This is a genomic window from Muribaculum sp. NM65_B17 (genome assembly GCF_004793735.1).
Classification (GTDB): domain Bacteria; phylum Bacteroidota; class Bacteroidia; order Bacteroidales; family Muribaculaceae; genus Muribaculum; species Muribaculum gordoncarteri.
The window spans coordinates 85,686-110,571 of the sequence record NZ_SRYY01000007.1 but is presented as its reverse complement, the minus strand read 5'-3'; the positions used below and the strand labels follow the sequence as shown (position 1 = coordinate 110,571).

Sequence of the window (24,886 nt, the reverse complement as noted above, 5' to 3'; positions counted from 1 at the left end):
AACACGTTCCCTTATTTAGTCTTAAATCGCAATAAGTTTAATCATTAATGTAACGGATTGTTATTAAATTTGCGATGCACAACTTAGCTGTGTTTCCAATCGTGATTAAACAAGTGCAATAAATGAAACGCTTTAAAACCATATCGACTACATTCATCATAATCATTGCAGTGATTTTCGCCTGCAATGTGTGTTATCTCGTAAATCTTTATGAGTCAATACGCTCGACCGTCGAGAGGGATGTGAAAAGCGCGTTGGCCGATGCCGACCTTGACGAGCTGTGGATTAGAGCCGAAAGAGCCAATCGTGAAACGCGCTCCAAGATTGCGTCAGGCGAACAGGAGCCGGGAAGCGAACGCCGAGGGGAAACATCAGTCATACAGGACTCGGAAGGAAACATGATCTCAGCCACCCGCTACCCCGACGGCTCAGTGGCAACCAGCAGCATCTCGACCGATAAGGACATTTCGTTTGCCAATAAGTTTGTCAACACCGTGGGCAAGCAGTTTCATTCGGTCATGGACCCCTATGTCGATATAAACCTGGAAATCATGGACAGCGTGTTCACCAAACGCCTCAACGACCGTTTCATTCGACCTCAATTTGTTGCCGTCGAGGTCATCGACCTGCAGGGTAATGTGGTCAAGCGCAACTCTCGTGACATTGCCGACGACTATGATGTAGTAACCTACAGCTTCAACCCCGATGCCGAATTGGCTTATCGCGCCTACATCACGCCGTTGACCCGCCATATATTTTCCGAAATGTCGGGCGTGATAGTGACTGTCATCCTGCTTACTGCTGTATTCTCACTCGCTTTCATCTATCTTTACCGAACAGTGTCACGACTCAGGACTATCGAGGAGATGAAGGACGATTTTGTAAGCAACATGACCCACGAGCTGAAGACCCCCATAGCCATAGCCTATTCGGCAAATGACGCACTGCTCAACTACGACACGAGCAACGATCCGTCGAAGAAAGAAACCTACCTCCTTATTGCCAACAAGCAGCTCAAGCGGCTCGGTGAACTTGTGGAAAACATTCTCGCAATGAGCATGGAGCGACGCAAAACCATGAAGCTGGAAAAAGAGGCCGTGCAACTGCGTCCTCTCTTGGAGGAAATTGCAGCGGCCCAGCGAATGAGGGGCGACAAGGCGATAACTATCGAAATAAAAGGCGATGACAACGTTTCGGTGGAGTCGGACAAAACGCATCTGTCCAACGTGCTTAACAACCTCATCGACAACGCCATCAAATACTCAGGCGACCGGGTGAGAATCGTAATGACATACGATGCCGACGGCCTGTCGATAGCCGACGACGGCATAGGCATCCCGGCAAAATCGATTCCCTATCTGTTTAACAAGTTCTACCGCGTGCCTCACGGCAACCGGCAGGATGTGCGCGGCTACGGCATCGGGCTCTACTATGTCAAGAGCATTCTCGACAAGATGGGATGGCACATCAATGTCAAGAGCAAGGAGGGCGAGGGCTCAACATTTACTATTAAATTCAACAACGACAATGAATAGAATCCTGCTTGTAGAAGATGAGGCCGACCTCAGCCTGATAGTAGCCGATACCCTGCGCAGTCAGGGCTATGAGGTGATCGAGGCCGTTGACGGAATCGACGGACTGGACAAATTCAAGACCGCCGGAGCCGACATTGTAGTAGCCGATGTGATGATGCCACGCATGGACGGCTTTTCGATGGCCAAGGAAATACGGCGCTTGTCACCTGCGGTCCCCCTACTCTTCCTTACCGCTAAAAGCGCCATCGACGATGTTGAGAAGGGATTTGAAATAGGAGCTAACGACTACATCAAGAAGCCTTTTGAACTGCGCGAGCTCATAATCAGAATCAAGGCATTGCTGCGCCGATACGGCGACAACCGAAGCGACGACACAAAGTTTGCCATCGGAGGATACACATTCAACACGACGACCCAGATGCTGACCATGGGCGATAACGTTGTCGAATTGTCGCATTTCGAGGCCATGATTCTTGAGCGTCTTGCTTCCAACATAGGCAAAACGGTAGATGCATCCGAATTGATGATTGCCGTATGGCAGCGCGACGACCCCAGCAACCGCAATTCGCTGCACGGCTATATCCACAAGCTGCGCCGTGCCCTGCGTCACGACCCGGCAATCGCCATCATCAACCAGCGCGGATTTGGTTACATGCTCACAATCAAATGAAGCCTCTATATTTTTAGATACTCACGCTCGGCAATGTCCAAATAAATTTGGCATTGCTCTCAACTTATTCGTATCTTTGCACCGATTTCACATGAATCCTCCCGAATCAATAGGGTTGTATTAGTTGTGAATTGCTTCATTTTTTGTTATATTTTTTAGTCCACAGCTCAAAATTTTTTCGTGTGAAAAATCAATCGCCGTTTCGGCGATTATTTCTGACGCAATGTTATTAGAATTTTTTTGAGATAATCATTAAATTCAACAGGTCACATTGTCGTTTGACTTTAAAATCGTATATTTGCAATTGCCTCGACCGGTCTATAAAGCGACCTCATACCCGTAGGCAATGGTGGCGACCGATAGAGCTCTAAACATGCAACGGTCGGTCGAGGAAGCCTACTTTTTACAATATGATGTATAACAAAAAAGCCACCTGATGGTGGCTACCCTTCGGAGCCGCGTGCCCTTACGGACACCCGACGACATTTAATCCTCAGTTGGCACTGCAAATATAACAAATTTTTCTAATCATGTTAATTTTAGGGACATAAAATATTTCGCAAAACCATAAAAGCCAAGTGCAGTGAGATTTTTACACCAAACCAAATGTACATCAAACAATTTCTAAATGTCGCTCATAAAATGATGGGTAACATTGCCCCGACGATATAAGGCACAGAATCCTTATATATAAAAAAGTAGGTTTCTCGCGGCCCCCCGTTGCATGCTTAGAGCTCTATGGATACCACACCGCCACCTAAAGGTTTGCCTCACCTTATAGAGCGGCCGCGAGCACCACAAATATAACACTTTAAAATCAATCCCCAATATCGCCCAAACATTTTAATGATTACCTGAAGCGATTACCCAACAGCATCGCCGCATATTTTACCAAATTGTCGCAGTTGTGAATTGATCTAATTATTGTATCTTTGTGTATAGTTCACAGCATTCGCCGTTGACATAATGCCAGCCAAGTTGTTGTGAATTGCTTTCATTTTTTGTATCTTTGTGTATAGTTCACAGCGTTTCGAAACGGGGGTAATTAGACTGCACTGTTGTGAATTGCTTTCATTTTTTGTATCTTTGTGTATAGTTCACAGCAAAGCCGAGAACGGCGAATTTAATCGAGGTGTTGTGAATTGCTTTCATTTTTTGTATCTTTGTGTATAGTTCACAGCGCCCGCGCCCACACGTACACGCGAGGGACAGTTGTGAATTGCTTTCATTTTTTGTATCTTTGTGTATAGTTCACAGCTATTTTGCCGTTATATGTGCTCATTCTGCAGTTGTGAATTGCTTTCATTTTTTGTATCTTTGTGTATAGTTCACAGCCTTTTTAAGGTAATCAATCCAATTGTCCTCGTTGTGAATTGCTTTCATTTTTTGTATCTTTGTGTATAGTTCACAGCACGCTCGAGAGCGCGACCATGGAGGATATTGTTGTGAATTGCTTTCATTTTTTGTATCTTTGTGTATAGTTCACAGCCAAAGATGGGTTTGCAAAAGAGCGCAGGCTGTTGTGAATTGCTTTCATTTTTTGTATCTTTGTGTATAGTTCACAGCATTTGTGATTCTAAATCCTCCAGAGGCTCGGTTGTGAATTGCTTTCATTTTTTGTATCTTTGTGTATAGTTCACAGCGATGCCGAGATTTTTTCGCTCAGCTTTTTAGTTGTGAATTGCTTTCATTTTTTGTATCTTTGTGTATAGTTCACAGCGAGAGTCGAAAATTTGACGCGGAGTTGTTTGTTGTGAATTGCTTTCATTTTTTGTATCTTTGTGTATAGTTCACAGCCAGAAAAGCCATGTCAGCGGCATGGAGAAGGTTGTGAATTGCTTTCATTTTTTGTATCTTTGTGTATAGTTCACAGCCAAAGAGTCAAACTTAGTAAACATCTTTGGGTTGTGAATTGCTTTCATTTTTTGTATCTTTGTGTATAGTTCACAGCCGCATCAACGCAATCACTTTTAACGGACTGGTTGTGAATTGCTTTCATTTTTTGTATCTTTGTGTATAGTTCACAGCAGATTGTACGCAATTTACTGATTGACAACATAGTACAAAGATTATTTCAAATAAAAAACTGTTGTCGTTTATTGACAACAGTTTTTTGTTTTCATTAGATTTAATTTCCGAAAGTCAGAACAACTCAAGTTGTTGACTTCCTATAGGCAAATTTTTTTCGGATTTTCCCTGAAATAATTCCATTGCGCCGAATTGCTTATCGGTAACGCACAACAAGCCCACAACTCCATCAGTAGGGATAAAGCTTTTTACACGCTTAATATGCACATCGGCATTCTCCTTGCTCGGACAGTGCCTTATATAAAAAGAGAATTGAAACATAGTGAAGCCATCGCATATAAGATTCTTGCGGAACTTTGCAGCTTGCTTGCGCTGATGCTTCGTTTCGGTAGGAAGGTCAAAGAATACAAACACCCACATAACCCTATATTCACTGATGCGACTGTTCATCGTATAACTCAAATGTTGAAAGATGGATAGACCAATTTCCGCGATTCACCGCTAAAACATTTATACAATGAATAGGTAGTGCGTCCTACTCCATTCATCAACGGACTCCGGCATCCGTCAATCACAACATCAATCGTGGGAATTGACAACAAACGTGATTTTACCGATGTCGTCAAATCCACAAATCCGTCAGAATTATCGAAGATATCAACTACTAAAGCATCCACAAACGGTCGATAAGGTTCCATTATGTCATCGGCAAGACAATAGGCATTATATCGGTTGTGATGATGAATGCCAAGCGTTGGCAATAGTCCGTTTACCACCAAGGCTCTTGCCACAACTGCCCGAAGTATCGCATAACCATAGTTTAAAAGATTATTGGGCTGGCATCCGTAACGATCACGTGTAAAGTCGGGAACCGAAGGAAACATATTACGCCAATAATATGCTGCAGCACGAGCCTCAAGATTGTCACTGTCGCCGCTCTTCACCTGCGACGACCATGCAATCATGTTGCCTGTTTCGCAATTGCGTATCGATGACAACACCATAGCCTGATTGCGTATCTTGCATTGAATCGTTTGCTGCCACAGCTGCTTCTTCAACGGAAGTGAGGCCCTTATCTGTGCCGCAAATCTCTCGCTCTGCAATGTGTTGCCATCAAGCGGTAGCTGTAACGAAACCGGATGATGAGTGCTGTCACACACAATGACGGCCGATGCATTTTCGCTAAGCGATTCCAAGGCGGCTTGGGTGATGGTTATCTGCCGGTTGTCAAGTACAACAACACCTATATCCTCTATGGGAATACTTTTGGTAACAGCATTGCCCGACCCGCATTTGTCGGGCAATCTTATTACCAGCTGTCGGTTTTCGGTCGACAAATAAGCCGGATTACCGAAATATAAAGTACGTTTTATCATGGTATAATTTTATTAACGATTACGATTCGCCCACAGCGACAATCCGTCCAAGATTGTCAATTCTTACCTTTACCGCATCGTCCATTAATTTAATGGTCTGTATTCGTTTCCAGGTAATATCACGGAGTTCCTTGACTTCCTCGACATTGGTTTCCAGATGATGACGGAAAACATAATATTTAGACGCAAGTTTTTGCACCCTGAACAGATTCGGGCTAATCTTTGCGTAATTATCTCTGTCGAGCAAATCAACGGCCTTGGGATCAAATGTCTTTATCAACTTTTCCTGACCTGTTGAGCTGTCTACGACCGATTCATATCGCGGAAACACAAAGTACTCATTACGCTTCATTGTAAACAGAAATTCCCATCCGTCGCACTTTCTATAATCCTTATCGATCACCGGAAGCGGAGGCAGAGCACATGCACGAGCTGTGGCTTCAAAGAAGCTCATGACACGTTCCTGAAGATTTCCCGAAGCATCACGGTATATGGCTATGTGATGGTTGTTGCCGGTGTTTATAAAGTCGGTGGGTATAGTGCGTCCGTCGGCATCACGCATCTCATTGCCAAGATGATCCCTCTTGGAGTGAAGCGGCTCCACTTCGGTAGGACCGGTTATGGTCACCCGCTTTATGGTTATGCCCTTCTCCTTATTCAGGTATATGGGATTGGCATCAAGATTGGTGAATGCCTTCTTGGGGTCACCGCCGTACTCGTCGAGCCGCTGTTGCAGTATGCGCTTAACACCTTTGTCAATTACCTTGTCAAGCTTAAGGTCTTCGGAAATCTCCTTCCTTTTAGTATAGACACACTTCATCGTAACGGTTTTCACCTTCGTACCTAATTCAACCTTACGATCGTCGTCGATATATATGGGATTCTTTGTCGGACTGTTCTTGCCCGTAAATGCCTTCTTGGGGTCGCCGTTAAACATATCAAGCCTGCGTGTCAACGCTTTTCGCTCAACGGCCGATGCCACAGTGGCAATCTTGTCGTAGTCAAAAGATACACCAATCTTCTCTTTATCCACGACAGGCTGCATTATGCGACCGCATATTGTTGCTTCATGTAACTCTCCGCGGGGTGTGAGCTGCACCTTTCGATTGACACCGCCGCTGCACTTTGTGGCATTGACATTCTTTGTCACGACCTTGTTTTTGGACTTATGCGAAACAAATGACTTTTCAAGCATATCCTTCACCACCGCGCGGAACTCCTTGACGGGAATCGGCGAACGGAATCGCAGATTATTGTGCTTGTCACGCTCAAGATAGCGTTCACGTATGGTGTAGAACTCCTTACCCTTGTCGCTCTGTGCATTAAGATTATTAAGATAATGCACATATTCCGCCCTGGTAAAGGCAATGGCTACTGCGTCGACAGCATGGTGACGATGATCGTTACGCTTGGTCCAATCCTTTATACGCCTCACGGTGTTACCGTCACGGTTGACAAATATTTCTGTAAGGCCCTGCCTGTCATACTTATCCCAGTTAAGCTCCTGCAGCACATCGATAAGTTGCCAGTCCTCACGCAGGCGCTCGGTAATCGAGCCTGATGTCGCCGTAACCTCGGGTGCGACTTCCGACAGTATCTCCAACGCCTTGCGCGATATGTATTGGGTGTTGCGCAAATCGCGGTTTATGAAATCCTCGGGAATGTCATTCTCCTTGGTGAGAAGCTTATTGTACTTACCGCGACCTATTTTCCCTTCCTTAAGCAATATATCCACACGATTGCGATACTCCTTGACATATTCCGAGCCATACTTGGCTTCAACGAAATCCAATGCCGTAGCATTACCCTTTTCAATGTTTATGTCACGCGCCTCTATGGTTTTATTGGCAAAAGAGTCGTCAAACAATCGTGACTGAGGTATTATGTGCTCAATGTCAAACCGCTTGGAAAATAGTTCCTCGCGGGGTATATAAGTATCTGAGTATAAAGTTTGGTATCCTACCGCGCTAAGCTCATCGTATAGGCGATATCGTATTATATCATTTCGGCTTGGCCGTTGAATACCGAACTCATTGATAAGCAATTGCCTTATCTTTTCGTTATCGGCAGTCGCCTTGTTGATCGACGAGATAAGGTCGGCACGCTCTTTCGCTGATTTTTTCAGCTCTCGGGCAAGCTCGATTCTGATTTCATCGGGACGGCCGTAAGTTTCAATAAGGCTGTTGACAACATTTATCATCTGGTTAAGAATCTTCTCCACAACCGGATTACGCAATGAATTGCGAGGCAGCAGGTCGAGGCGACTCTTGTAGTCCCGGTTGTCGATCTCCTCACGCGTCAACGACCTCTTGGAATGCCGATAGTCGACCTTGTCGCAGGCATCGCTATAGACCATGCCCTGCTTCAGATAGGGCAATATCTTGCGTAGGGCTCGTGTCGACAGATTTCCGTAATCGGCCTTAAACACAACCCCTGCGATAATTGCAGCCGACTCCGAGTCGAAGTTGAATTTCTCGCACAGCTTTTTAATAAGCGCCTCGTTGCCCGAAATAGAATCATCGCCTTCATAGGAGTATATAAGGTGCCACAACATGTAGGCCGGTTGATTTTCAATCGCCTGACGTTCAACACTGCTGTCAAAATGGAATATGTCGGTATTGAAGCCTTGTGACTTGAAAATCCCTTCCACAATTTCAGCCTTTTTAGATGCCGGCAGGTCTTCAATGGCTTCCGAGTCGTGGCCGGTAACATCGACAACCGACATGAAGCTCTTCAGCAATGATGCATTGGTCGTGTTTCCCTCAAGTTGCTTGTAATTTATCGAATAAATGCGCGGATTGAGCGAAATGAGCTTCAACGCTTCAGTAGCCGACATCTTGTCACACCAATTAAGCTCACGTAACAAAGCCGATTTTTCATCGCCCGACAACGGCCTTTCAGTGTCGTCGTTACGATTAGTCACCTTTACGTTATTGAGAATCTGTAGAATCTTTGCCTCCTGGAATACGGGCGATGACTTGGGACACACTTTAGGGCCTACAATCTTCCGCTTTGTCTTGCCGTCGACTGTCACATCGACACTGTATTGCACAAGCTCACATATAGCCACATTGCCTTTCTGTGATTTCAACCGCCTCTGATAGAAGATGATGATGTCGCGCACTTCACTCTTCAGCTTTTCGTTCAGCTTATCGTGGTGAGAAGCCTGGACTGTCCATATTCGCTCAAACTCATCAAGATAATCCTGGCGATAGAACACCTCATTTTTCAGGCTGTGATGGGGATTCTTTGCAAGACACTCATATTGATACTGCCCTACGGTCAACCCCGAGAAGTAGAGCGACTTGCTGCGGTCGCCTATCGCCCCGAGATAGCCGCTCGACCCCGATATGTCGCGATTGATTTTACTCAATACGCTTGCTATCTGTTCAGGATCGAGCTTGTCGACAAGTGCGTCAACACGCCACTTGTAGTCCTCGACTTTTTTATCGAAGCCTTTGGTTGCCCGCTTGGCCCCTTTAATATTGAATGCATCAGCAATAATGGCCCATGTAGCCTTTTCGTTCTTGCCGTTCAACCGCTCGGCGAGCTCGGGGGTGAGCACATCGGGATAATAGGTCGATTGCCTGGCGTATATTCGATTGAACTCGGCATTCAAATCGGAGCGATAGAAATCGGGCACATACTTCTTATTCTGCAATAAGCGAGCATAAACGTACTGTCCCGGAGTCAAGTCATTTTCATAAAGCTCCTTGGCTATCGACATTCCGTCGATGGCCTTACCATCCTCGGCACTATCGGCCTTACGGCTGCTCTTATAGCCTCGCTTCTTATTGATGCTGAGCAGTACGCGTGCAAATTCCGTCAGCTCAATGCGTTCAGTCGCAGCCTTAGCCCTCAGCTTGTGGGTTTCAAAGGTTGTATGCTCACCGTTTTCGGCGAGGATTGAAGAGTCGTCGATAATTCCATTGTCGCGCAACAGCGATATGAGGTTGTTGCGACGCATTTTATATCGGAATAGATTCAGCCTCGCCCCGTGCTTGAGGTTGCGGTCGGAATTGGTGGTTATGCTTTTTCCCTTTTCAAAATTGGTTCGCTCATCCGTACTAAGTGGATTTACCCTCTCGCCAAGAGCAATAAGCGCTGACTGCTCATTGTCGTTTTCGGCTTCATTGACAACAGCCCATCCTATACTTGTAGTTCCGAGATCTAATCCGAATATATTTTTCATTCCTATTGCTGTGATTGATTGAATATTTACAAATGTAGTAAATAATCTTAACAATAACTTGCCGGAATAATAAAAAAATCATATTTTTGCAATACAAAAAATGAAGCAATTCACAATAAGGATTATTCCGTTGTGAAAACATTTAAAGCGGCCTTCGGGTCGCTTTTCTTATGCCCCGAAACAGTGAAGGACCGGACTAATAGAGGAGAAAATGCGCTTCGCGACATTATGGGGTGAAATCGGGGATTTCGGCGTACTATATTTGCTGAAAAAACAATGATTATGGAAAATACAGTAATGAACGCACATAGCAAGAGAGGCAAAAGTTTGAAATTTGATCAGGAGTGGAAGGATGCCGTCGACAGGCTGCCGAAGCATTACCGTGACGAGATATGCGCTGCAATCGAAGCCTATCAGCGCGACCTGACCGTAATCGAAGTGACTGCGGGAGTGCCACGTGCAATATTCATGTTGATTATGCCTACAATCCGCCGCCGATACCGCGCACGTGAACTACAACGCCTCGCCCGCGAGCGCAAAGCAGCCGCAAAGGCGGCTAAGGCACAAAAGGCAGCAAAAGCGGCATCGTCACGCCTACCGGAATCAAAGCAAAAACCGGCCATGGAGAACATGAAGCCTCAAGAAACATCAGCACAAACTTGCCAACAACTACCGATGCCCACTCCCGGGCAGTCGGAGGAGCACCGCCCCACTCTCGCAAAACCGCACAGCACCCCCGCCAAAGGGAAGCCGGGCAAAAGCACGCTTGATAAACTCCTACGACACAAGCCACGCCGAACAAAAACACCCGTCCGCCGATGATTGATGACTAAATGGTTTATTCGTGGAATATTATCGACAACACGCAGGGCCATGCTCCATCATAAAGAGAGATGCAATATCGGATAGGGTCTTCCGGCTTCATCCGTATCATCCAGGCCGATTATATGGAATCCCTTAGATATATAAAATAGCAAGGCTGAAGGATTCTGTTGGTTTACATCAACCCGTGTAGCTCCGTTTGCCTTTGCAAAATCCAGCAACATGGAGCCATAGCCAAGTCCCCGACAATCGGCATCAACAAAAAGCATCTCTATCATCTCTCCCGACAATCCGATAAAGCCGGCCAGAGAGCCGGAATCATCGACAGCATACAGGTCAACATTGGGAAAATATTCAGGAATCAATGCCGACCGTATTTCTTCAATGGATTTTTCAGTAAGGAAATCATGCGTGGCACGAACCGAACGCTCCCATATTTCCGAGAGCGATGAATAATCATTTTCATTGCATCGTACTATTTTCTTCATTTTGTAAAACGAGCTGTTTCAACTTCCAATTTTTTATTCATCCCATTGCAAATGATGATGCGGTTTAACATTTTACATTCTATTTTGCCAATAAATATAAACATAAATATGCATCTACCAATCGGCAAATGTTAGAATTATATAACTTTTAACATCGTGAGCCTGTTGACATAACATTACAACCGATAATGCTATGTTATATCAGCATACTATTTGCAATTTCTTAAGGTTATCGGGTATTTCCGAAAAATAGGTCATGTTAGCCCCAAACAGGATTTTTGTAAGTTGTAGTTTATCAGTAATTTTGCATTAAACAATTAAATAAATATGACAAACGAAGTAAAATTAGACACGATAGGTCGCCTGAACGAATATTACGGTTTCGAGCATCTTAACCCAATGATTGCCGTAGGGCACTGCAACGATGAGGTGAAACCCGGAACCACTACATACGATTTTGGCGTTTATGCAATATACATTAAAGAAACCAAAGGTTGTGATCTGAACTACGGCCTTACTAAATATGACTTCGACGAAATGTCGGTGACCGCATTTGCTCCCGGCCAGAAAGTAACAGTTGTAGTAGACGAGGGAATGGCACAACCTCGCTGGACACTGCTTGCTTTTCATCCCGATTTTCTTGCCCGTACAGCTTTGGGCAGTAAAATGTCGTCATATAGCTACTTTTCCTACAACAGCAATGAAGCTTTGCATCTTTCAAAGGAAGAGGTAGAACTGCTTGGAGCCGTCCTTGGGTTGATTGAAAGAGAAATGAAGCATAACATCGACCGTCACACCCGGTCCATCATAATATCACATATCGAGGTTTTCCTTGACTACTGTCTGCGTTTTTATGAACGACAGTTTTATTCACGCGAAATAATCAACAACACCATAATTGAAAAATTCAACGCCCTGCTGGATGAATATGTGACTCATGAAATCAGGCACCGCGGCTTGCCCACCGTGGCGTATTTCGCCGATAAACTTAATCTATCGCCGGGCTATTTCGGCGAACTCGTCAAGACGAGCACCGGAACAACTGCAAAAGACATGATAGCCGACCGGCTTGTGTGCTCGGCACGAGAATTGCTTAACGACCTCACGCTATCTATAACACAGGTAGGCGATATGCTCGGTTTTGAATACCCTCAACATTTCGTACGCTTTTTCAAACGTCGCACCGGACGCACGCCTAAAGAATATAGGACAATTTCAAACAATTAAATATGAAGACAATCTTACGACTCTTACTGATTCTGGCAGTCATGATGGAAGGGTCGAGGCTCTTCAGATGCTCCTGTGTGCTTACGGCAATAACTCTGCTTGCTAATCAACATATTTATTGAGTTTCTACTTGCAATTAAAAAAAATATTGTACTTTTACAAAGTATTGCCTCATATAACGCAATTCATAATATATAGAGCTTAACAGCTATTGTTTCGTAAGGAAAGGCAACCTGAAAATAACCGACCTGAAAAGCAATACAAAGATGAGTTTATTACCATCCTTTCAGCTGACAAAACAGAAACGATTTAATATATACCATAATGAAGATTATCATCACAATTCTGAGCATACTCGTAATGCTATGCTGTCCTTTGCACAGCGACGCAAAGAAAAAAAGCAAGAAAACCGTTGTGCCACAAATGCAGAACTATCCAAGTGCCACAATCGGCGAATACCGCATGCACGGTGGCGATGTATTGATGAGGGTAAAAGTGTTGATGCCTGAAGAATTAAAAAAGGCTTCGGAGGAAGAGCAGAAGATTGCTCTCAAGCAGTTGGCGCAGAGGCTTAATACCGGCGCTATAACCGCTTATCTTCGCAACTACCTTATTAACCGGGAAACAGTCCATGCCATGAATTTCAATGATGATTGCACTATCGAAAAGAAATTCAACGTGCCATATCCAATGTTTGTGTATGTTAAGCCATTCGACAATGTATATATGAGTCCCGGCGATACCGTTGACATTATAATAAATATCGAAGCAAAATCGAAGGAAGAGGGCATTATCATCGATGGCACGGGTCTTAGCGGCGAAGTAAACCGAACGATGAAAGATATCAACAGCAAATATCTTACTCGGGAGAACTATGCATCCTACAGTATAAATAAGGCCGACCAGATAGACTCGCTCATGATGTGGAAGAATAATCAGGTGGCGCGCCTGGACAGCATGGTGATGAGGATGAATGCCGGACTGCCGGAACTCGCCGACTGCTCCCCGCTGGCCTCTGACATCATTCGCACCAGTATCTTGACATGGTATGCAATGATACTCTTGGACTCATACGACAACTATCTGCAAGATGATTATGACCGGGATGCATATTGGCGTAACTATTTTGATTTTCTCGCTCCACGCGAAAAATATCTGCTCGACAATCCTCTGCTGATGATAAGTGCCGATCATTTCTATTTCAATCGCATGGAGTTTGCGCCATTTTTGCCTATACAACCCAAAGTGATGTCATCATATCCTCATCAATATGATAAGGAGAAAGATTTCTTATACGGTGATTCGCTCTATACAATGCGCAAGTCATTGGCCGACGGCATTAAAAAGATAAGCGATAACCTTAATATAAGTTCAGCCAATCTTACCTTGCAGATATGCTTGATGAATTGGGTATTCTATGCCATGGATAAGAAACTATTCTATGATGACGACTACGAGAGCTATGCCGAACTTCTGGCCAACATATTGCCTTACATCACCAATCCCGACCTTGCACGCATAACGACTCTCTCCTATCGCGACTTCGTAAAAGAGCATGAGGCGCAGGCTGTAGAAGAAAAGCCACTGACTAAGGCCGATTCAATATTTCAGCGCATTATAGAGCCATATAAGGGAAATGTGATTATTGTTGATTTCTGGTCGATGACATGCGGTCCTTGCCGTGCAGGGATGCTCAACGACCGAGAGAAAGTGGAGGATCTGAAAGATAAGCCTGTGAAGTTTCTCTATGTCACCTACGATACACCGGAAAAGTGCAATCCATGGTTAGACGAGAACAACATCAAGGGCGAGCATATTTTCATAAACAATGCCGAATGGGGTCAGATGCAGGAGAAGTTCAACTTTAGTGGCATTCCATTTCATCTGCTTGTCGACAAAACCGGTAAAGTGAGAACCGATGTTGAGAGCTTCACAGATCTATTGAACGAATAATTACGTTGGACCGATAGCGCTAAGGCAATTCATTCCATGAAACATCTTTAGGCCAATGAATAGAAGAATCCTTTGGGGAGATTTTCGGGGAATTTTTGCTATTTTTGCCGTATGAACAGAATGACGAACAGGCAAGTGTGGTGCGATGACATTCAGCCTATAGAGAATCTTTGCTTTGAACCGGTAGAGCGCAGCTACATGAATGTGGTTGTGATTCGCATAATTATCGTATATATTCTTTTGATGGCGTGTGCGTTGCTCATTCCGCTGATGTGGGAACAATGGTTGCCCATGCTGATTGTAGATTGTGTCTTGGCAGTTGCCTTCGTCGTGAATGTGGCATTGGCCCACAAAATATATAATTTCAAGGGTTATGCACTTCGCGAAAGGGACATATCCTACCGCACGGGGATATTTTTCACTTCGGTCACCACGATTCCTTTCAGCAAGATTCAGCAGGTGAGCTTGCGCATGAATTTGGTAAGCCGCATTTTCAAGCTCTACTATGTCGATGTTGTAAACGGCTCGCAATCGGCCTCCAACCGGCTCACCATACCCGGGCTGACGCTTGAAAACGCCGAGCGGCTTAAATCATTGCTCATCAATAAAGCCGACTGCGACAATGACTGACTTCTCCACTCCCCGGCGAATGAGCCCCGGCGCATTCGTGATAATGTTTCTGAAATCGTTCAAAGATATTGTAGGGGCGGCATTCGTTGCATTGGTGTATATGCTCTACAACAGCCACGATTCAGGAGGACGACTATTCTGGAAATTTGCCTTGGCGGCAGGAATCATACTCACCTATTCCCTTGCAGTGGCGTTCACGAGATATTATTTCAGAAAATTCCATATCGAGGGCGACAAACTGATATATACCCGTGGACTCGCGGAAAAGCAAACAACAAGCATACCGCTTTCACGAATCCATACACTGCGCACAAAAAGAGGGCTGGTCTACCGACTTTTATCCATGCGCGGTGTCGCTTTCGACACTCTTGCAAGCGACAAGCAGGAGGTGGAGCTGATTCTCGACGAGAGGGACTGGCAGATGCTACTGGAGCGCGTCAGCAAGGGCGAGAATTTTGCCCATATAACCGACGATTCTGTTGCGCTTCCGCCACCCGTAAAGGATGACACACGAAGCATAAGCAATTTAAACATACTGAAAGGCGCACTGTGCCAAAATCATCTCAAGGGATTTGCCGTACTTGCCACCGTTACCTTGGCTCTGTTTGACAAGATAAGCCAAATCGATGACAACGCCACCGACCGAATAATAGAGTATATCGGGACCCATGCCGGCGATGTGATGCCCACAGCCTGGCAGTGCCTGTGCCTCCTTGTAGCCATATATCTAATAGTGATGGCGCTGTTGACGGGTAAAATAGCCTTGCGATACGACAACATGACATTGAGGATGACCGATAACCTGCTGACGATTGAATCGGGCCTTGTGTCACGGTTTACATGCCGACTCGCTCGTGAAAAGACTACCGTGCTCACGATAAAGCGGAATCCGCTTGAAAAGATTGCCGGATGTCAAACCATTTCACTTCAGCAGGCCGAGAATGCTACCGACAGTAAAAATGAAGGCGGCATACGCATTTACGGGTCAAATCTCGGCGACGAGCTGCTCGCATGGTGGCTTGGCAACAACGGCAGCGTGAACGACACTACCCTGCTCTCGGCCGCATCGGGCATAGGATTGATGATGCGCAGATTCATCCCGCATCTGCTATTGGCAGCCGGCGGTGCTGCGATAATAATGATCAGCACAAAGCTTGCACTGGCCGCCGTAATGGCCGGCGCGGTCTACGCCGCAATTGCAGCCGTGCGTGCGGCAATGGCCTGGAAGCACAGCAGCATAGAATTGAAAGAGTCGTATATGAAGATAAACCGAGGCAACATTGCATGCATACGCGAGTATATAAGATACCGTGACATTCAATCGGTGGCCATTGCAAGCACTCCGTTTACCCCTTACACCGGGCGAGTGTCGATTAATGTGTCAACCAATGCCGGCTGCGCCACGGTGTCCTCGCTGGCAATGAACGAGGCTCTTGCCATACGCAACTATATTCTCGACGGAAAAGTCAGCTTAAGCGCGTCAGAATCGGTTGTATGACACCTTACCGAATAGTATAATTATTACGCGTTATCTTTTCTCAAATAAACCATATCGCGGAGTATCACCCCCTCTTCGATAATAGGATTGGAATAGTTGTCGGTGAAAAAATTTGGTATGCGGTGAGAATAGCGATAACCACATTTTTCATAAAAGCGAAGAGTTGATGGAGTTTCACCTGTACCGAGGATAATGGATTTATCAGGATTCTCACATTCTACATGTTTAAGCATTAATCTGCCAAAACCGCAACGATGGAAATCGGGGCGAACTGCAAGATTTTTAATCTCAACCGTTGTGTTATCAATAATCAAAGTCACGCATACAGCAATGGAAATATCGTTGGATATACCCACATATAGATTACCTTTTTGAAGATAGCGGTCAATCATCGCTTCCGATTCGTCACCGATGAGTAAAAGTTGTATAAACCGCTTTTTGTCGTTTTTGATTTCTACTATTTTAAAGTTTTCAGACATGATAGCATCCTATTTTTTATAATTTAAACGGTGTGTTACATGGCAACCGAGATAATCCTGTGCACTATGAGGAATGACAGGTATACGCTCCTACGGACTTCGGGCTAAATTTTAGCCAGACGAGCCCCCTATGATGCTACTTCTTTTCATCGCAGCTGTAGACGCGGAGGAATCTTAGATGCCGAGTAGGCGAATCGCATGAAAAAGGCTGTCGACTGATACAACCCCATCAGGTACATCAACACGGGGCTTGCCATGTCTTGGCTGAAGAAAGAATGCCGTCCATCCGGCTTCCAAAGCTCCCTTTATGTCGGTATTGATATTATCGCCTATCATGATATGTTGGGATGGGTCTTGGACACCGACGGTTTCCATGGCGTATTTGTAAAGTCGCACATCGGGTTTCATAATGTCGATGTCATCACTTAGCACAACCCTATCGATATATCCCGTAAGTCCGGCGCGTTCTATTTTGCGTCCCTGAACGCAACTGAACCCATTGCTCAGGATGCCGACTTTCGTTCCTGACCTACGTACTGCCGAAAGAGCCTCGACCGCTCCCGGGACAAGTTCTTTTTCGTTTGCAAGCAAATTAAGATACAACCGGCTTAGATCATCAGATATCATGTAGGCTTCATGTTTCGGCATCCCGGCTTCGACAAGCGGTCGTCGGAAACGCTCCGCTTTAAGAAATGTCGATGTTATTTCGCCGCGTGCCGCCGCATCCCAAAGAGCGTGGTTGTGCTTCTCGTAGCATCTAATCCAGCAATACTCATCAGAGAACCAACGGTTAAGTTTTGCATAGTGAAATGTCTTGACGAGTGCCATGCGTGAATTTGTTGTAAAATCAATAAGTGTGTCGTCAAGATCAAACCACAGCCATTTTATATCGCAATTATTATATATCATGTATTATTACCATTATGACTCACAAGAGTTACATCGAACACATTTTTATTCCCGTAGGTCTTGGATACAGTTATTATCAATCCGAATACAAAAGTAGTGTAAATCCCGCAAAATTTCTCGTCCACAGATGAAAATCAGTGTTTGACGGCTCATTTTTTCCACTTTTCACGATATTGATTCTTCAAGCGTTCGACATCAAATAATGAAATCGATTATGGTGTACCTCAACCTTCACGGATGTCATAAGGTTATATTTACAGCAACTCCTTCTCCTGCATCATTCCTTCGTATTTATTGAATAATCAGATGACTATATCACATTTGTGAGATTTTATTTAACTTTGCGACCTGAAATAAACCAAATATGATAAGATGGCAACATTGAATTCCAAGATTTCTAAAGCTATTTTTGCTGTGGTTGCCTCTTTTGTTGTCAATCTTGCATGGCAAAATGTATGGCGCATCACTTCACTTCTCGATATACCAAGCCAAACTGTGCTCAACTCTTCAATACGGGATCTACTAATGGCACTTTCTGTTTTTATAGTTCTCTCTATTGTTGTTAAGCCCCAGAAGGAGTGTTTATTTCTCGGGCTTGAATCAAATTTTGCAAAAGGATTTTTGGTAGCTATAATTTCGGTATTACCTCTATATATCGTATTTCCTATTATTGGAACAATAAATCCCGATTTAACATTTTCGTTGCTTGTAAGGAAGAGCCTTCTACCGGGATTCATAGAGGAACTTTTATGCCGTGCCTTTATGTTTGGATTATTTTTCCGATATGCAAAAATAGGCTTTTTCTGGGCTACACTATTCCCTGCAGCTTTATTTGGTCTTGCTCATACCTATCAGGGGCATGACATGATTTCAAGCCTTGCAGCATTTGGTGTCACATTTATTGGAGCTGTGTATTTCAGTTGGATGTACGTTGCTTGGAACTTCAATCTTTGGGTTCCAATCGGATTACATATTTTGATGAATCTCGCATGGTTTATTTTTACTATGGAGGGTACGGAGAATGCTGCCGGAGGTCTGATTTCTAATATTGCTCGTGTCATTAGCATACTTTTGGCTGTCGGATTAACGATATGGTATAAGAGAAAGAACGGAACCAAAGTTTTCAGCTATACAGTCTGGCAACTCTAAACTGCGTTAAAATATTTGACTACACAAAATGAAGAGTTGAAAATACACTTTATAAATATACTCAAAGTATATTATAATATTAAAATTTCAACCAAATAAGAAATTTTTCCTCCAGTTCATTTTAGTTCATTCTATTGCATATAAGAAAATCCTGCAATTAAATGAGTTGCAGGATTTTTCATTGCCTTTCACCAGACTTTGGTGGAGCTGGAGGAACTTGAACCTTACACTCCAAATGGAGCTATATCAATGATTTAGATAGTCGTCAATGATTATAGGGAACAGAGATGGTGACGAAAAATCAGTCATTCTTGTCGGTCCTCTTGGTGATGCAATAACGAGGCGTTTTTACATAATGCCAAGGTAGTGAATTTTAGCCATAAAACAAATCTGAGGTTCGTTTTAACGATTCTTATGCCTAGTGTTAAACATCACTCAATTCCCAAAATGAGCCTGAGCTTATTGGCTTCAGCCTTAAGTTTCCGAGGATTGGTCGTCTTGAGTTTTTGTAGATTCTGAATCTTCCATTTGACGGATGGAAAATCAAAGAACATCGAATACGGACTTTCCTCTCGGTTGACAGTCAGTTCCTCATAGCTGACAAGAAATCTCTTGTCAGCCTCGGTCATAATGTCGTTGACTCCTTTTATAAGCTTGTTTCTTGTCATCTCGAATTCCTCATAGCTGAACGGAATATCGCTCATCCCCACAAACTGGTTCTCCATTGCCTCCCTCTGATCTATAAAATTTGGAGAGAAGGATTCGTGAATGGGTCTGTCGCTGCCAAGTAGACAATATATAATTCCATCCTTGACTTCTGACAGAGGAATGTCCATTTGCTTCACATCGAATAAATCCCGAGGATGCTGCCGTGAAAGAGCAGCAGGTATTTTGCCGCCATACAGTTGCGACAACGACACGATACGGGCATCCACTTCCATGCCGAACAGCCTCTGAGCTTTTTCGCATAAAGGGTATAATCTGGCCTCGCCGCATACCAAACCTCTCTTTGTTTGATTGACCTCTATCTTTACCTGACAGCCCTGTCTTTCACATGTGATTTTACAAATATCAAGACGGGATATGACTCTAATATCACTAAAACTTCGCTTGGTTTTGTCGGCAATTCTCATCAACGCCTCATTAATATACTTCAGACTAGTCGCTCTATCCTCTAGCGGTAAATATGTCACATCAATGTCTACCGAAAGGCGGTTAAGATTTTTCACGAACAGATTTATTGCGGTTCCTCCATGTATGGCGAAACACTCCTCATCCGTAACAAACGGCAATATTCTTAGGAGAAGCTCCACCTTCTTCTTATACACATCATTCATAGTCGGCAAGTTCTTTAGGTATTACAATATCATATTTGGCATTCTTCACGCCCCCTTTTGAATAACTCCTCGTCCCGGAGCCAAGAGAAATCTTTGATAAGTCAAGTTTTACGAACCAACGATGTCCCGCTTTCTCAGCCATATATAAAAACATTCTTTTTACTTTTACAGATGTGCAATTCTCTAGGAGTTGCTGAACCAAACCGGATCTAAGCGAAGTGAGCATCTCCATTAAATAGTAGACATCCATCAGATTATATTGGGTTGGCGACAACAACAGACATTCCATTATTGCTCTTTCGGGTGCGGCCAATGTTAATTGCCGACCGTTATATTCCATTTGTTCGACACCTACTTCTCCGAAAATTTTGGTTGAAACCTCTACTATGCGCATATCAAGTTCTGCCGAATTCAGCCATTTAGGAAGCCGCGGCCTTATCAGGGAGAAGATGACAGCAGCAGGTTTTCCCATAGCGACATAATGAGAGAATCCTTTTAATTCCAATGCCGAGGCAGCTCCTATATGATACGAAAGAGTACCTTGACTTTGATATGAAGCAAGTATCCCGTAAACAGTCGGATTATCACCGACAAAGGTATAAACTCCGGTGGCGACACGTTGAAGCCATCCCGATTCGGTATAATCGGAAATTTCGCTTCTGCTTAATCCTGATTTCTCAAGCCATGATGTAAGCAGAATTCCGTCAGAAGGAGTTTGCCTGCGTATATTATTTATCTTAGTTCCCATTATGCAATTATTAACACTACAAATATAGCACTAAAATAAATACACACCAAATGTATTCTTCAGAAAATGAATTGGTAACGAATAATTGTAAGTAGTAATTTTTATTTGCCCCCAATTATATTGAAAATCAGTCAAATAAAAAAGTCCTAACCTATGATATGTTGAGGTTAGAACCTATATTGTGGAGCTGGAGGGGATTGAACCCTCGTCCAAACGTGGAGTTAATGAGCTTTCTACATGCTTAGTCTTGACTTGGTTGTAGGGCAATGACAGGTTCAAGACCGCCAATCGTTGCCTTAGCCTTTAAAATTTCGGAAACCGCGCAAGGCTCTTGGCTTCCTATTCCCGATTTACCTGCACCACCTTATCGATCCGTCTCGGAAAAAGGACAATCGGGTGATGTCTTGTCTTCGCCACTGTGGCAAAGATTAAGCTAATCTACTGTACTTCGATTAAGCAGCAAGAGCGTAGTTGTTTTCGCCATTTAAAATTTTGATGTCCCATATTATAGAGCGTAGCCATCATTGCTCTGCATGCTTACACACCACCTCTACACGCTGTCAAAGCCAGTCAGCCCCGTAGATTTTGTGTAATTGGATGCAAATTTACTAATTTATATGTGATAATATAGCAATTGTCGAGTTTTTAACACTTTTACAGTACATTAATGGATTAATTAAAGTTTTGTAGTATATATTACGGAGTATAATTGGTACCTTTGCACCCAAAAATAAAAATAGAGAGTTGAATAGATCTGTTAGAAAAATGAAATCGCATCAACCTTCGCTGGTTGCATCACTCATTCCTATTGCTGCTCTTATTTCCGGATTGGTAGCAGTCATTGTCACAAGCGGAGCTGATGCAGTGCAAAATATGAGCCAACCTATCCTTCTTACCGGAGCGTTGATAGCATTGCTTATAGCGATAGTGTTTTATCGCCGTCCGATGAAAGCATTCCGCATAGGCCTGATGAAAAGTGCATCACAGATACTTCCCACAGTGCCGATTTTGTTGATGATAGGAACCGTATCGGCCACATGGATGCTTAGCGGAGTTGTGCCTACGCTTATCGACTACGGACTTGTGGCACTTAATCCCAAGATGTTTTTGTTCACAACCTGTGCAGTGTGCGCATTGATTTCGGTTTTGAGCGGAAGCTCCTGGACCACCATAGCAACCATAGGCGTTGCATTCATGGGCATAGGCACCGTGTGGGGCTACAGTCCGGGATGGATAGCCGGAGCCATAATATCGGGAGCCTATTTCGGCGACAAAATATCACCGTTGTCCGACACTACGGTTCTTGCGTCATCGACCTGTGGCGTAAAGCTGTTTCCCCACATACGTTACATGATGATCACCACAGTACCGGCAATAGCCATAGCACTTGCAGTATTTGCATTAGTGGGCATATTGACTCCACCCACCTCGCAGGAACAGTCGTCGGACATGATGCGCTATCTTCATGCCACGTTCAACATAACTCCGTGGACACTCCTCATCCCCTGTGCCACAATACTGTTGCTTGTTATGAAGCTCGGCACCACTACAACACTTGCGCTCAGCACGCTGTTGGGTGTCATAGGCATATTCCTGTTCCAGCCGTCGCTGTTATCGACGATTGAAGGCACCGACAATCCGTCGCTGCTTATCCATGCAAAGGCCGTATTCAACATACTTGCATCGGAAACATCAGTCCCCACCGGCCATGAGCTGCTTGACTCGCTTGTGTCGACAGGAGGCATGAAGGGAATGCTTTCAACCATATTACTTATACTGTGTGCAATGATATTCGGAGGTGTAATGATAGGCACCGGAATGGTTTCGACAATCACACATTCGGTGACCAAACGCCTTAAACGCTCCCAGAGCATCGTTTCGGCCACCGTGGGAACGGGACTTATGCTGAATGCCTGCACTGGCGACCAGTATCTTTCCATAATACTTAACGGTAATCTGTACCGCAATCTTTACCACCGCAACCGATTGGAGCCAAGGCTTTTGAGCCGTTCAATCGAGGACTCCACCTCGGTTACATCAGTGCTGATTCCGTGGAACTCATGCGGACTCACCCAGTCGTCGGTTCTCGGAGTCGCCACACTGCATTACCTGCCCTATTGCATATTCAATATAATGAGTCCGCTCATCACAATTGCCATAGCATGGGTAGGGTTCCGCATACGCAAACCTGCATATAAGGCAATAGCATAAATATAGAATAATCTATTATCAGAAACACGTGAGAGGGAACAATCCATCGCCATTGGATTGTTCCTTTTTTAACATTTAACTTTTTTAGCATTATCTCAAGGAACTCACGTAACTTAGACTATTTTCATACATTATGCCGATATAGTCGCCAATCGGCAACGTTAACATCGGTTATTAAGAACTAATTATGCTTGAATGTGTTATTATTGTATAATCATACATTAATACTACATCCTATGGTACACCGTAAATATCTTTTCACCATCGTTGGACTATTAATACTCCTTTCATGCAGCAGCAGTCTATGGGACGAATTACCCGGTCCCATCTCGGAATTTCTGTCGACCTACTATCCGTCATCAACAATAAGCAGCTACTCGGAGCATAACGGAGAATACTATGTAACGGTAAAAAACGGAGCGTCACTTACATTTGACAGCAACTACCATTGGACCTTAATAAACGGAAACGGAGAAGTGCTGCCACAAGTATTTCTATACGACCAACTCCCGCCGGCTCTATATCAGTACATAGAAAGCCTTGAAGCGCTCGACGATGTATATGTAGCCTCCAACAACGCACGCAACTGCATGCTAACGCTCAAGGGCTGTACAGTGGATTACATTTACGAAACAGGAAAAATAAGCGAAATCAGGATGAAATAGGCTATCGCTTATAAAATCTCAATTGACTGCGATATACAGGGAATTTAAGCGTCAATATCATGTCACCGTCAACCATCGAGAACGTATCGTCGTCCATAGGCTCCATCATGCTGTCATACCACGTAAGGTCGTAATGCGACTTGAAGGGAGTCGGCTTCATGCTACCTTTTATCATCATGGGTTTCCACATGGATGAATTGACCTCGGCACCGTCCACATACAACAGCACATATTCATCACCCTCCTTCACTATAGCCAGATCATAACGGCCTCCCAACCGAGCCCGAGAATCATCGGTTTCCCGGTCAAGATAGCTCCAATAACCCTCAAGAGGATCGACACTTGAGGCAAATCGTTCATCAAGCACCGTCCTTGAATAGGTGCTCGTCAACAATCGGGGCTTATTTTCCTCCGACTCAGTAACCAATGACAATAGCTTAAATCGGCCGCTGTATAGAATCGCACATTGAGGCTCCACCGGCTTAGGGCATTCAACATCCATGACAAGCTCCGGCTCCTTAGCGCCTATAAACAGCTTCATCCGCCCACTCTCCCACTCCACAGCAAGCGAATTGGCACCTTTTTGAAGGCTCACACCGCGCTCCAGCGTGGTGACATGCTTAACCGCCTCCTCACCGTTATGCCTCTCTACAACCGTCAGGTCGAGTACTCTTGAGTCGGTCAAATCACCAAAATCAGTGTTCCTGACTCCGATTCTCGCCATGCAGCAATTTGCATCGTCGACATAGTTCCAGGCTATTCCCCACCATTCCTTGGACGAACCTCGCCGTTCCTTCACACCCTTCAGCTCTCCGCTAGCTTCAACGGCAATGAACACGCCTGAAGTATCGACATTGAATTCCGGGGTGTTGTCGCCCCACGACAACGGGTCATAGTATTCACGCTTTTGTGAATTGCATGAAAACACAACGGCAATAGCCAGGATAATTGAGAAGAGATGTTTCATGG

Annotated in this window: 19 protein-coding genes, 1 other RNA gene and 1 CRISPR repeat array; of the genes, 10 read left to right on the top strand and 10 right to left on the bottom strand. The window is 44.4% G+C overall.

The features are described 5' to 3' along the window. Positions 1 to 122: 122 nt before the first annotated feature. Positions 123 to 1,535 (top strand): sensor histidine kinase, encoded by a 1,413-nt coding sequence (locus E5354_RS11095; RefSeq protein ID WP_135947509.1) that lies wholly within the window; start codon positions 123 to 125, stop codon positions 1,533 to 1,535. Next, positions 1,528 to 2,205: a response regulator transcription factor gene (locus E5354_RS11090; protein ID WP_123396989.1), complete on the top strand. Its 678-nt coding sequence runs from the start codon at positions 1,528 to 1,530 to the stop codon at positions 2,203 to 2,205. The genes E5354_RS11095 and E5354_RS11090 overlap by 8 nt, the downstream gene beginning before the upstream one ends. A gap of 980 nt (positions 2,206 to 3,185) precedes the next feature. Beyond that, positions 3,186 to 4,233: a CRISPR direct-repeat array (repeat unit 47 nt; unit sequence GTTGTGAATTGCTTTCATTTTTTGTATCTTTGTGTATAGTTCACAGC). Positions 4,234 to 4,347: 114 nt separating this feature from the next. Here E5354_RS11090 and cas2 read toward each other — a convergent pair. The 3 genes from cas2 to cas9 are packed head-to-tail and all read right to left on the bottom strand — an operon-like array spanning position 4,348 to position 9,801. Continuing rightward, entirely contained in the window at positions 4,348 to 4,683 is a 336-nt protein-coding gene (cas2, locus tag E5354_RS11085) for a CRISPR-associated endonuclease Cas2 (RefSeq protein ID WP_238337357.1), read from the bottom strand. An 8-nt stretch (positions 4,684 to 4,691) separates the two neighbouring features. Beyond that, a complete protein-coding gene (gene cas1 / locus E5354_RS11080; RefSeq protein ID WP_123396987.1) occupies positions 4,692 to 5,609 on the bottom strand; it encodes a type II CRISPR-associated endonuclease Cas1 in 918 nt (305 codons plus the stop codon). Positions 5,610 to 5,628: 19 nt separating this feature from the next. Further along, positions 5,629 to 9,801: a type II CRISPR RNA-guided endonuclease Cas9 gene (gene cas9, locus E5354_RS11075; protein ID WP_135947508.1), complete on the bottom strand. Its 4,173-nt coding sequence runs from the start codon at positions 9,799 to 9,801 to the stop codon at positions 5,629 to 5,631. A gap of 282 nt (positions 9,802 to 10,083) precedes the next feature. On the opposite strand from cas9, the gene E5354_RS11070 reads away from it, so the two are divergent. Beyond that, entirely contained in the window at positions 10,084 to 10,623 is a 540-nt protein-coding gene (locus E5354_RS11070) for a DUF6291 domain-containing protein (protein WP_135947507.1), read from the top strand. 59 nt (positions 10,624 to 10,682) lie between these two features. On the opposite strand, the gene E5354_RS11065 is transcribed toward E5354_RS11070, so the two are convergent. After that, entirely contained in the window at positions 10,683 to 11,111 is a 429-nt protein-coding gene (locus E5354_RS11065; protein ID WP_123396984.1) for a GNAT family N-acetyltransferase, read from the bottom strand. 327 nt (positions 11,112 to 11,438) lie between these two features. Between E5354_RS11065 and E5354_RS11060 the strand changes: the two genes are divergently transcribed. From E5354_RS11060 to E5354_RS11045, 4 genes are all read left to right on the top strand, one after another. Beyond that, complete coding sequence (locus tag E5354_RS11060) at positions 11,439 to 12,338, top strand: helix-turn-helix domain-containing protein (RefSeq protein WP_135947506.1); 900 nt, start codon at positions 11,439 to 11,441, stop codon at positions 12,336 to 12,338. Positions 12,339 to 12,662: 324 nt separating this feature from the next. Continuing rightward, positions 12,663 to 14,291, top strand: a complete 1,629-nt coding sequence (locus E5354_RS11055) for a TlpA family protein disulfide reductase (RefSeq protein WP_135947505.1) — start codon at positions 12,663 to 12,665, stop codon at positions 14,289 to 14,291. Between the two features lie 120 nt (positions 14,292 to 14,411). After that, positions 14,412 to 14,921: a PH domain-containing protein gene (locus tag E5354_RS11050; protein ID WP_168353890.1), complete on the top strand. Its 510-nt coding sequence runs from the start codon at positions 14,412 to 14,414 to the stop codon at positions 14,919 to 14,921. Next, positions 14,914 to 16,419: a PH domain-containing protein gene (locus tag E5354_RS11045; RefSeq protein WP_135947503.1), complete on the top strand. Its 1,506-nt coding sequence runs from the start codon at positions 14,914 to 14,916 to the stop codon at positions 16,417 to 16,419. The genes E5354_RS11050 and E5354_RS11045 overlap by 8 nt, the downstream gene beginning before the upstream one ends. Before the next feature lie 23 nt (positions 16,420 to 16,442). Here the strand turns inward: E5354_RS11045 and E5354_RS11040 are convergent, their stop codons facing one another. Continuing rightward, complete coding sequence (locus E5354_RS11040; protein WP_123396979.1) at positions 16,443 to 16,898, bottom strand: GNAT family N-acetyltransferase; 456 nt, start codon at positions 16,896 to 16,898, stop codon at positions 16,443 to 16,445. Between the two features lie 174 nt (positions 16,899 to 17,072). Beyond that, positions 17,073 to 17,807, bottom strand: coding sequence for an HAD family hydrolase (locus tag E5354_RS11035; protein ID WP_135947502.1), 735 nt, complete (start codon positions 17,805 to 17,807; stop codon positions 17,073 to 17,075). Positions 17,808 to 18,179: 372 nt separating this feature from the next. Here E5354_RS11035 and E5354_RS11030 point away from each other — a divergent pair, with 372 nt between their 5' ends. Then, complete coding sequence (locus E5354_RS11030) at positions 18,180 to 18,956, top strand: CPBP family intramembrane glutamic endopeptidase (protein ID WP_135947501.1); 777 nt, start codon at positions 18,180 to 18,182, stop codon at positions 18,954 to 18,956. Between the two features lie 431 nt (positions 18,957 to 19,387). On the opposite strand, the gene E5354_RS11025 is transcribed toward E5354_RS11030, so the two are convergent. From E5354_RS11025 to ssrA, 3 genes are all read right to left on the bottom strand, one after another. Further along, complete coding sequence (locus tag E5354_RS11025) at positions 19,388 to 20,293, bottom strand: nucleotidyl transferase AbiEii/AbiGii toxin family protein (protein WP_135947500.1); 906 nt, start codon at positions 20,291 to 20,293, stop codon at positions 19,388 to 19,390. Then, on the bottom strand, positions 20,286 to 21,041 hold the full coding sequence (locus E5354_RS11020; RefSeq protein WP_135947499.1) for a type IV toxin-antitoxin system AbiEi family antitoxin: 756 nt from the start codon (positions 21,039 to 21,041) through the stop codon (positions 20,286 to 20,288). Before E5354_RS11020 ends, E5354_RS11025 begins: the two co-directional genes overlap by 8 nt. Positions 21,042 to 21,220: 179 nt before the next feature. Continuing rightward, positions 21,221 to 21,619, bottom strand: a transfer-messenger RNA (tmRNA) gene (gene ssrA / locus E5354_RS11015). A 187-nt stretch (positions 21,620 to 21,806) separates the two neighbouring features. On the opposite strand from ssrA, the gene E5354_RS11010 reads away from it, so the two are divergent. Further along, a complete protein-coding gene (locus tag E5354_RS11010) occupies positions 21,807 to 23,252 on the top strand; it encodes a Na+/H+ antiporter NhaC family protein (protein WP_123396974.1) in 1,446 nt (481 codons plus the stop codon). Positions 23,253 to 23,488: 236 nt separating this feature from the next. Next, complete coding sequence (locus tag E5354_RS11005) at positions 23,489 to 23,917, top strand: hypothetical protein (protein ID WP_123396973.1); 429 nt, start codon at positions 23,489 to 23,491, stop codon at positions 23,915 to 23,917. 1 nt (position 23,918) lies between these two features. Here the strand turns inward: E5354_RS11005 and E5354_RS11000 are convergent, their stop codons facing one another. Further along, the gene (locus tag E5354_RS11000; protein WP_135947498.1) at positions 23,919 to 24,884 is read right to left on the bottom strand and encodes a hypothetical protein; all 966 of its coding nucleotides are present in this window, start codon (positions 24,882 to 24,884) and stop codon (positions 23,919 to 23,921) included. Between the last annotated feature and the right edge of the window lie 2 nt (positions 24,885 to 24,886).

Excerpts from the sequence above, each read along its gene's own strand:
- E5354_RS11070 (WP_135947507.1), top strand. The coding sequence starts at position 10,084 with ATGGAAAATACAGTAATGAACGCACATAGCAAGAGAGGCAAAAGTTTG.
- cas9 (WP_135947508.1), bottom strand. The coding sequence starts at position 9,801 with ATGAAAAATATATTCGGATTAGATCTCGGAACTACAAGTATAGGATGG.
- E5354_RS11050 (WP_168353890.1), top strand. The coding sequence starts at position 14,412 with ATGACGAACAGGCAAGTGTGGTGCGATGACATTCAGCCTATAGAGAAT.
- E5354_RS11005 (WP_123396973.1), top strand. The coding sequence starts at position 23,489 with ATGGTACACCGTAAATATCTTTTCACCATCGTTGGACTATTAATACTC.
- E5354_RS11010 (WP_123396974.1), top strand. The coding sequence starts at position 21,807 with ATGAAATCGCATCAACCTTCGCTGGTTGCATCACTCATTCCTATTGCT.
- E5354_RS11025 (WP_135947500.1), bottom strand. The coding sequence starts at position 20,293 with ATGAATGATGTGTATAAGAAGAAGGTGGAGCTTCTCCTAAGAATATTG.
- E5354_RS11060 (WP_135947506.1), top strand. The coding sequence starts at position 11,439 with ATGACAAACGAAGTAAAATTAGACACGATAGGTCGCCTGAACGAATAT.
- E5354_RS11040 (WP_123396979.1), bottom strand. The coding sequence starts at position 16,898 with ATGTCTGAAAACTTTAAAATAGTAGAAATCAAAAACGACAAAAAGCGG.
- E5354_RS11065 (WP_123396984.1), bottom strand. The coding sequence starts at position 11,111 with ATGAAGAAAATAGTACGATGCAATGAAAATGATTATTCATCGCTCTCG.
- E5354_RS11095 (WP_135947509.1), top strand. The coding sequence starts at position 123 with ATGAAACGCTTTAAAACCATATCGACTACATTCATCATAATCATTGCA.
- cas2 (WP_238337357.1), bottom strand. The coding sequence starts at position 4,683 with ATGAACAGTCGCATCAGTGAATATAGGGTTATGTGGGTGTTTGTATTC.
- E5354_RS11055 (WP_135947505.1), top strand. The coding sequence starts at position 12,663 with ATGAAGATTATCATCACAATTCTGAGCATACTCGTAATGCTATGCTGT.
- cas1 (WP_123396987.1), bottom strand. The coding sequence starts at position 5,609 with ATGATAAAACGTACTTTATATTTCGGTAATCCGGCTTATTTGTCGACC.
- E5354_RS11020 (WP_135947499.1), bottom strand. The coding sequence starts at position 21,041 with ATGGGAACTAAGATAAATAATATACGCAGGCAAACTCCTTCTGACGGA.
- E5354_RS11090 (WP_123396989.1), top strand. The coding sequence starts at position 1,528 with ATGAATAGAATCCTGCTTGTAGAAGATGAGGCCGACCTCAGCCTGATA.
- E5354_RS11030 (WP_135947501.1), top strand. The coding sequence starts at position 18,180 with ATGGCAACATTGAATTCCAAGATTTCTAAAGCTATTTTTGCTGTGGTT.
- E5354_RS11000 (WP_135947498.1), bottom strand. The coding sequence starts at position 24,884 with ATGAAACATCTCTTCTCAATTATCCTGGCTATTGCCGTTGTGTTTTCA.
- E5354_RS11035 (WP_135947502.1), bottom strand. The coding sequence starts at position 17,807 with ATGATATATAATAATTGCGATATAAAATGGCTGTGGTTTGATCTTGAC.
- E5354_RS11045 (WP_135947503.1), top strand. The coding sequence starts at position 14,914 with ATGACTGACTTCTCCACTCCCCGGCGAATGAGCCCCGGCGCATTCGTG.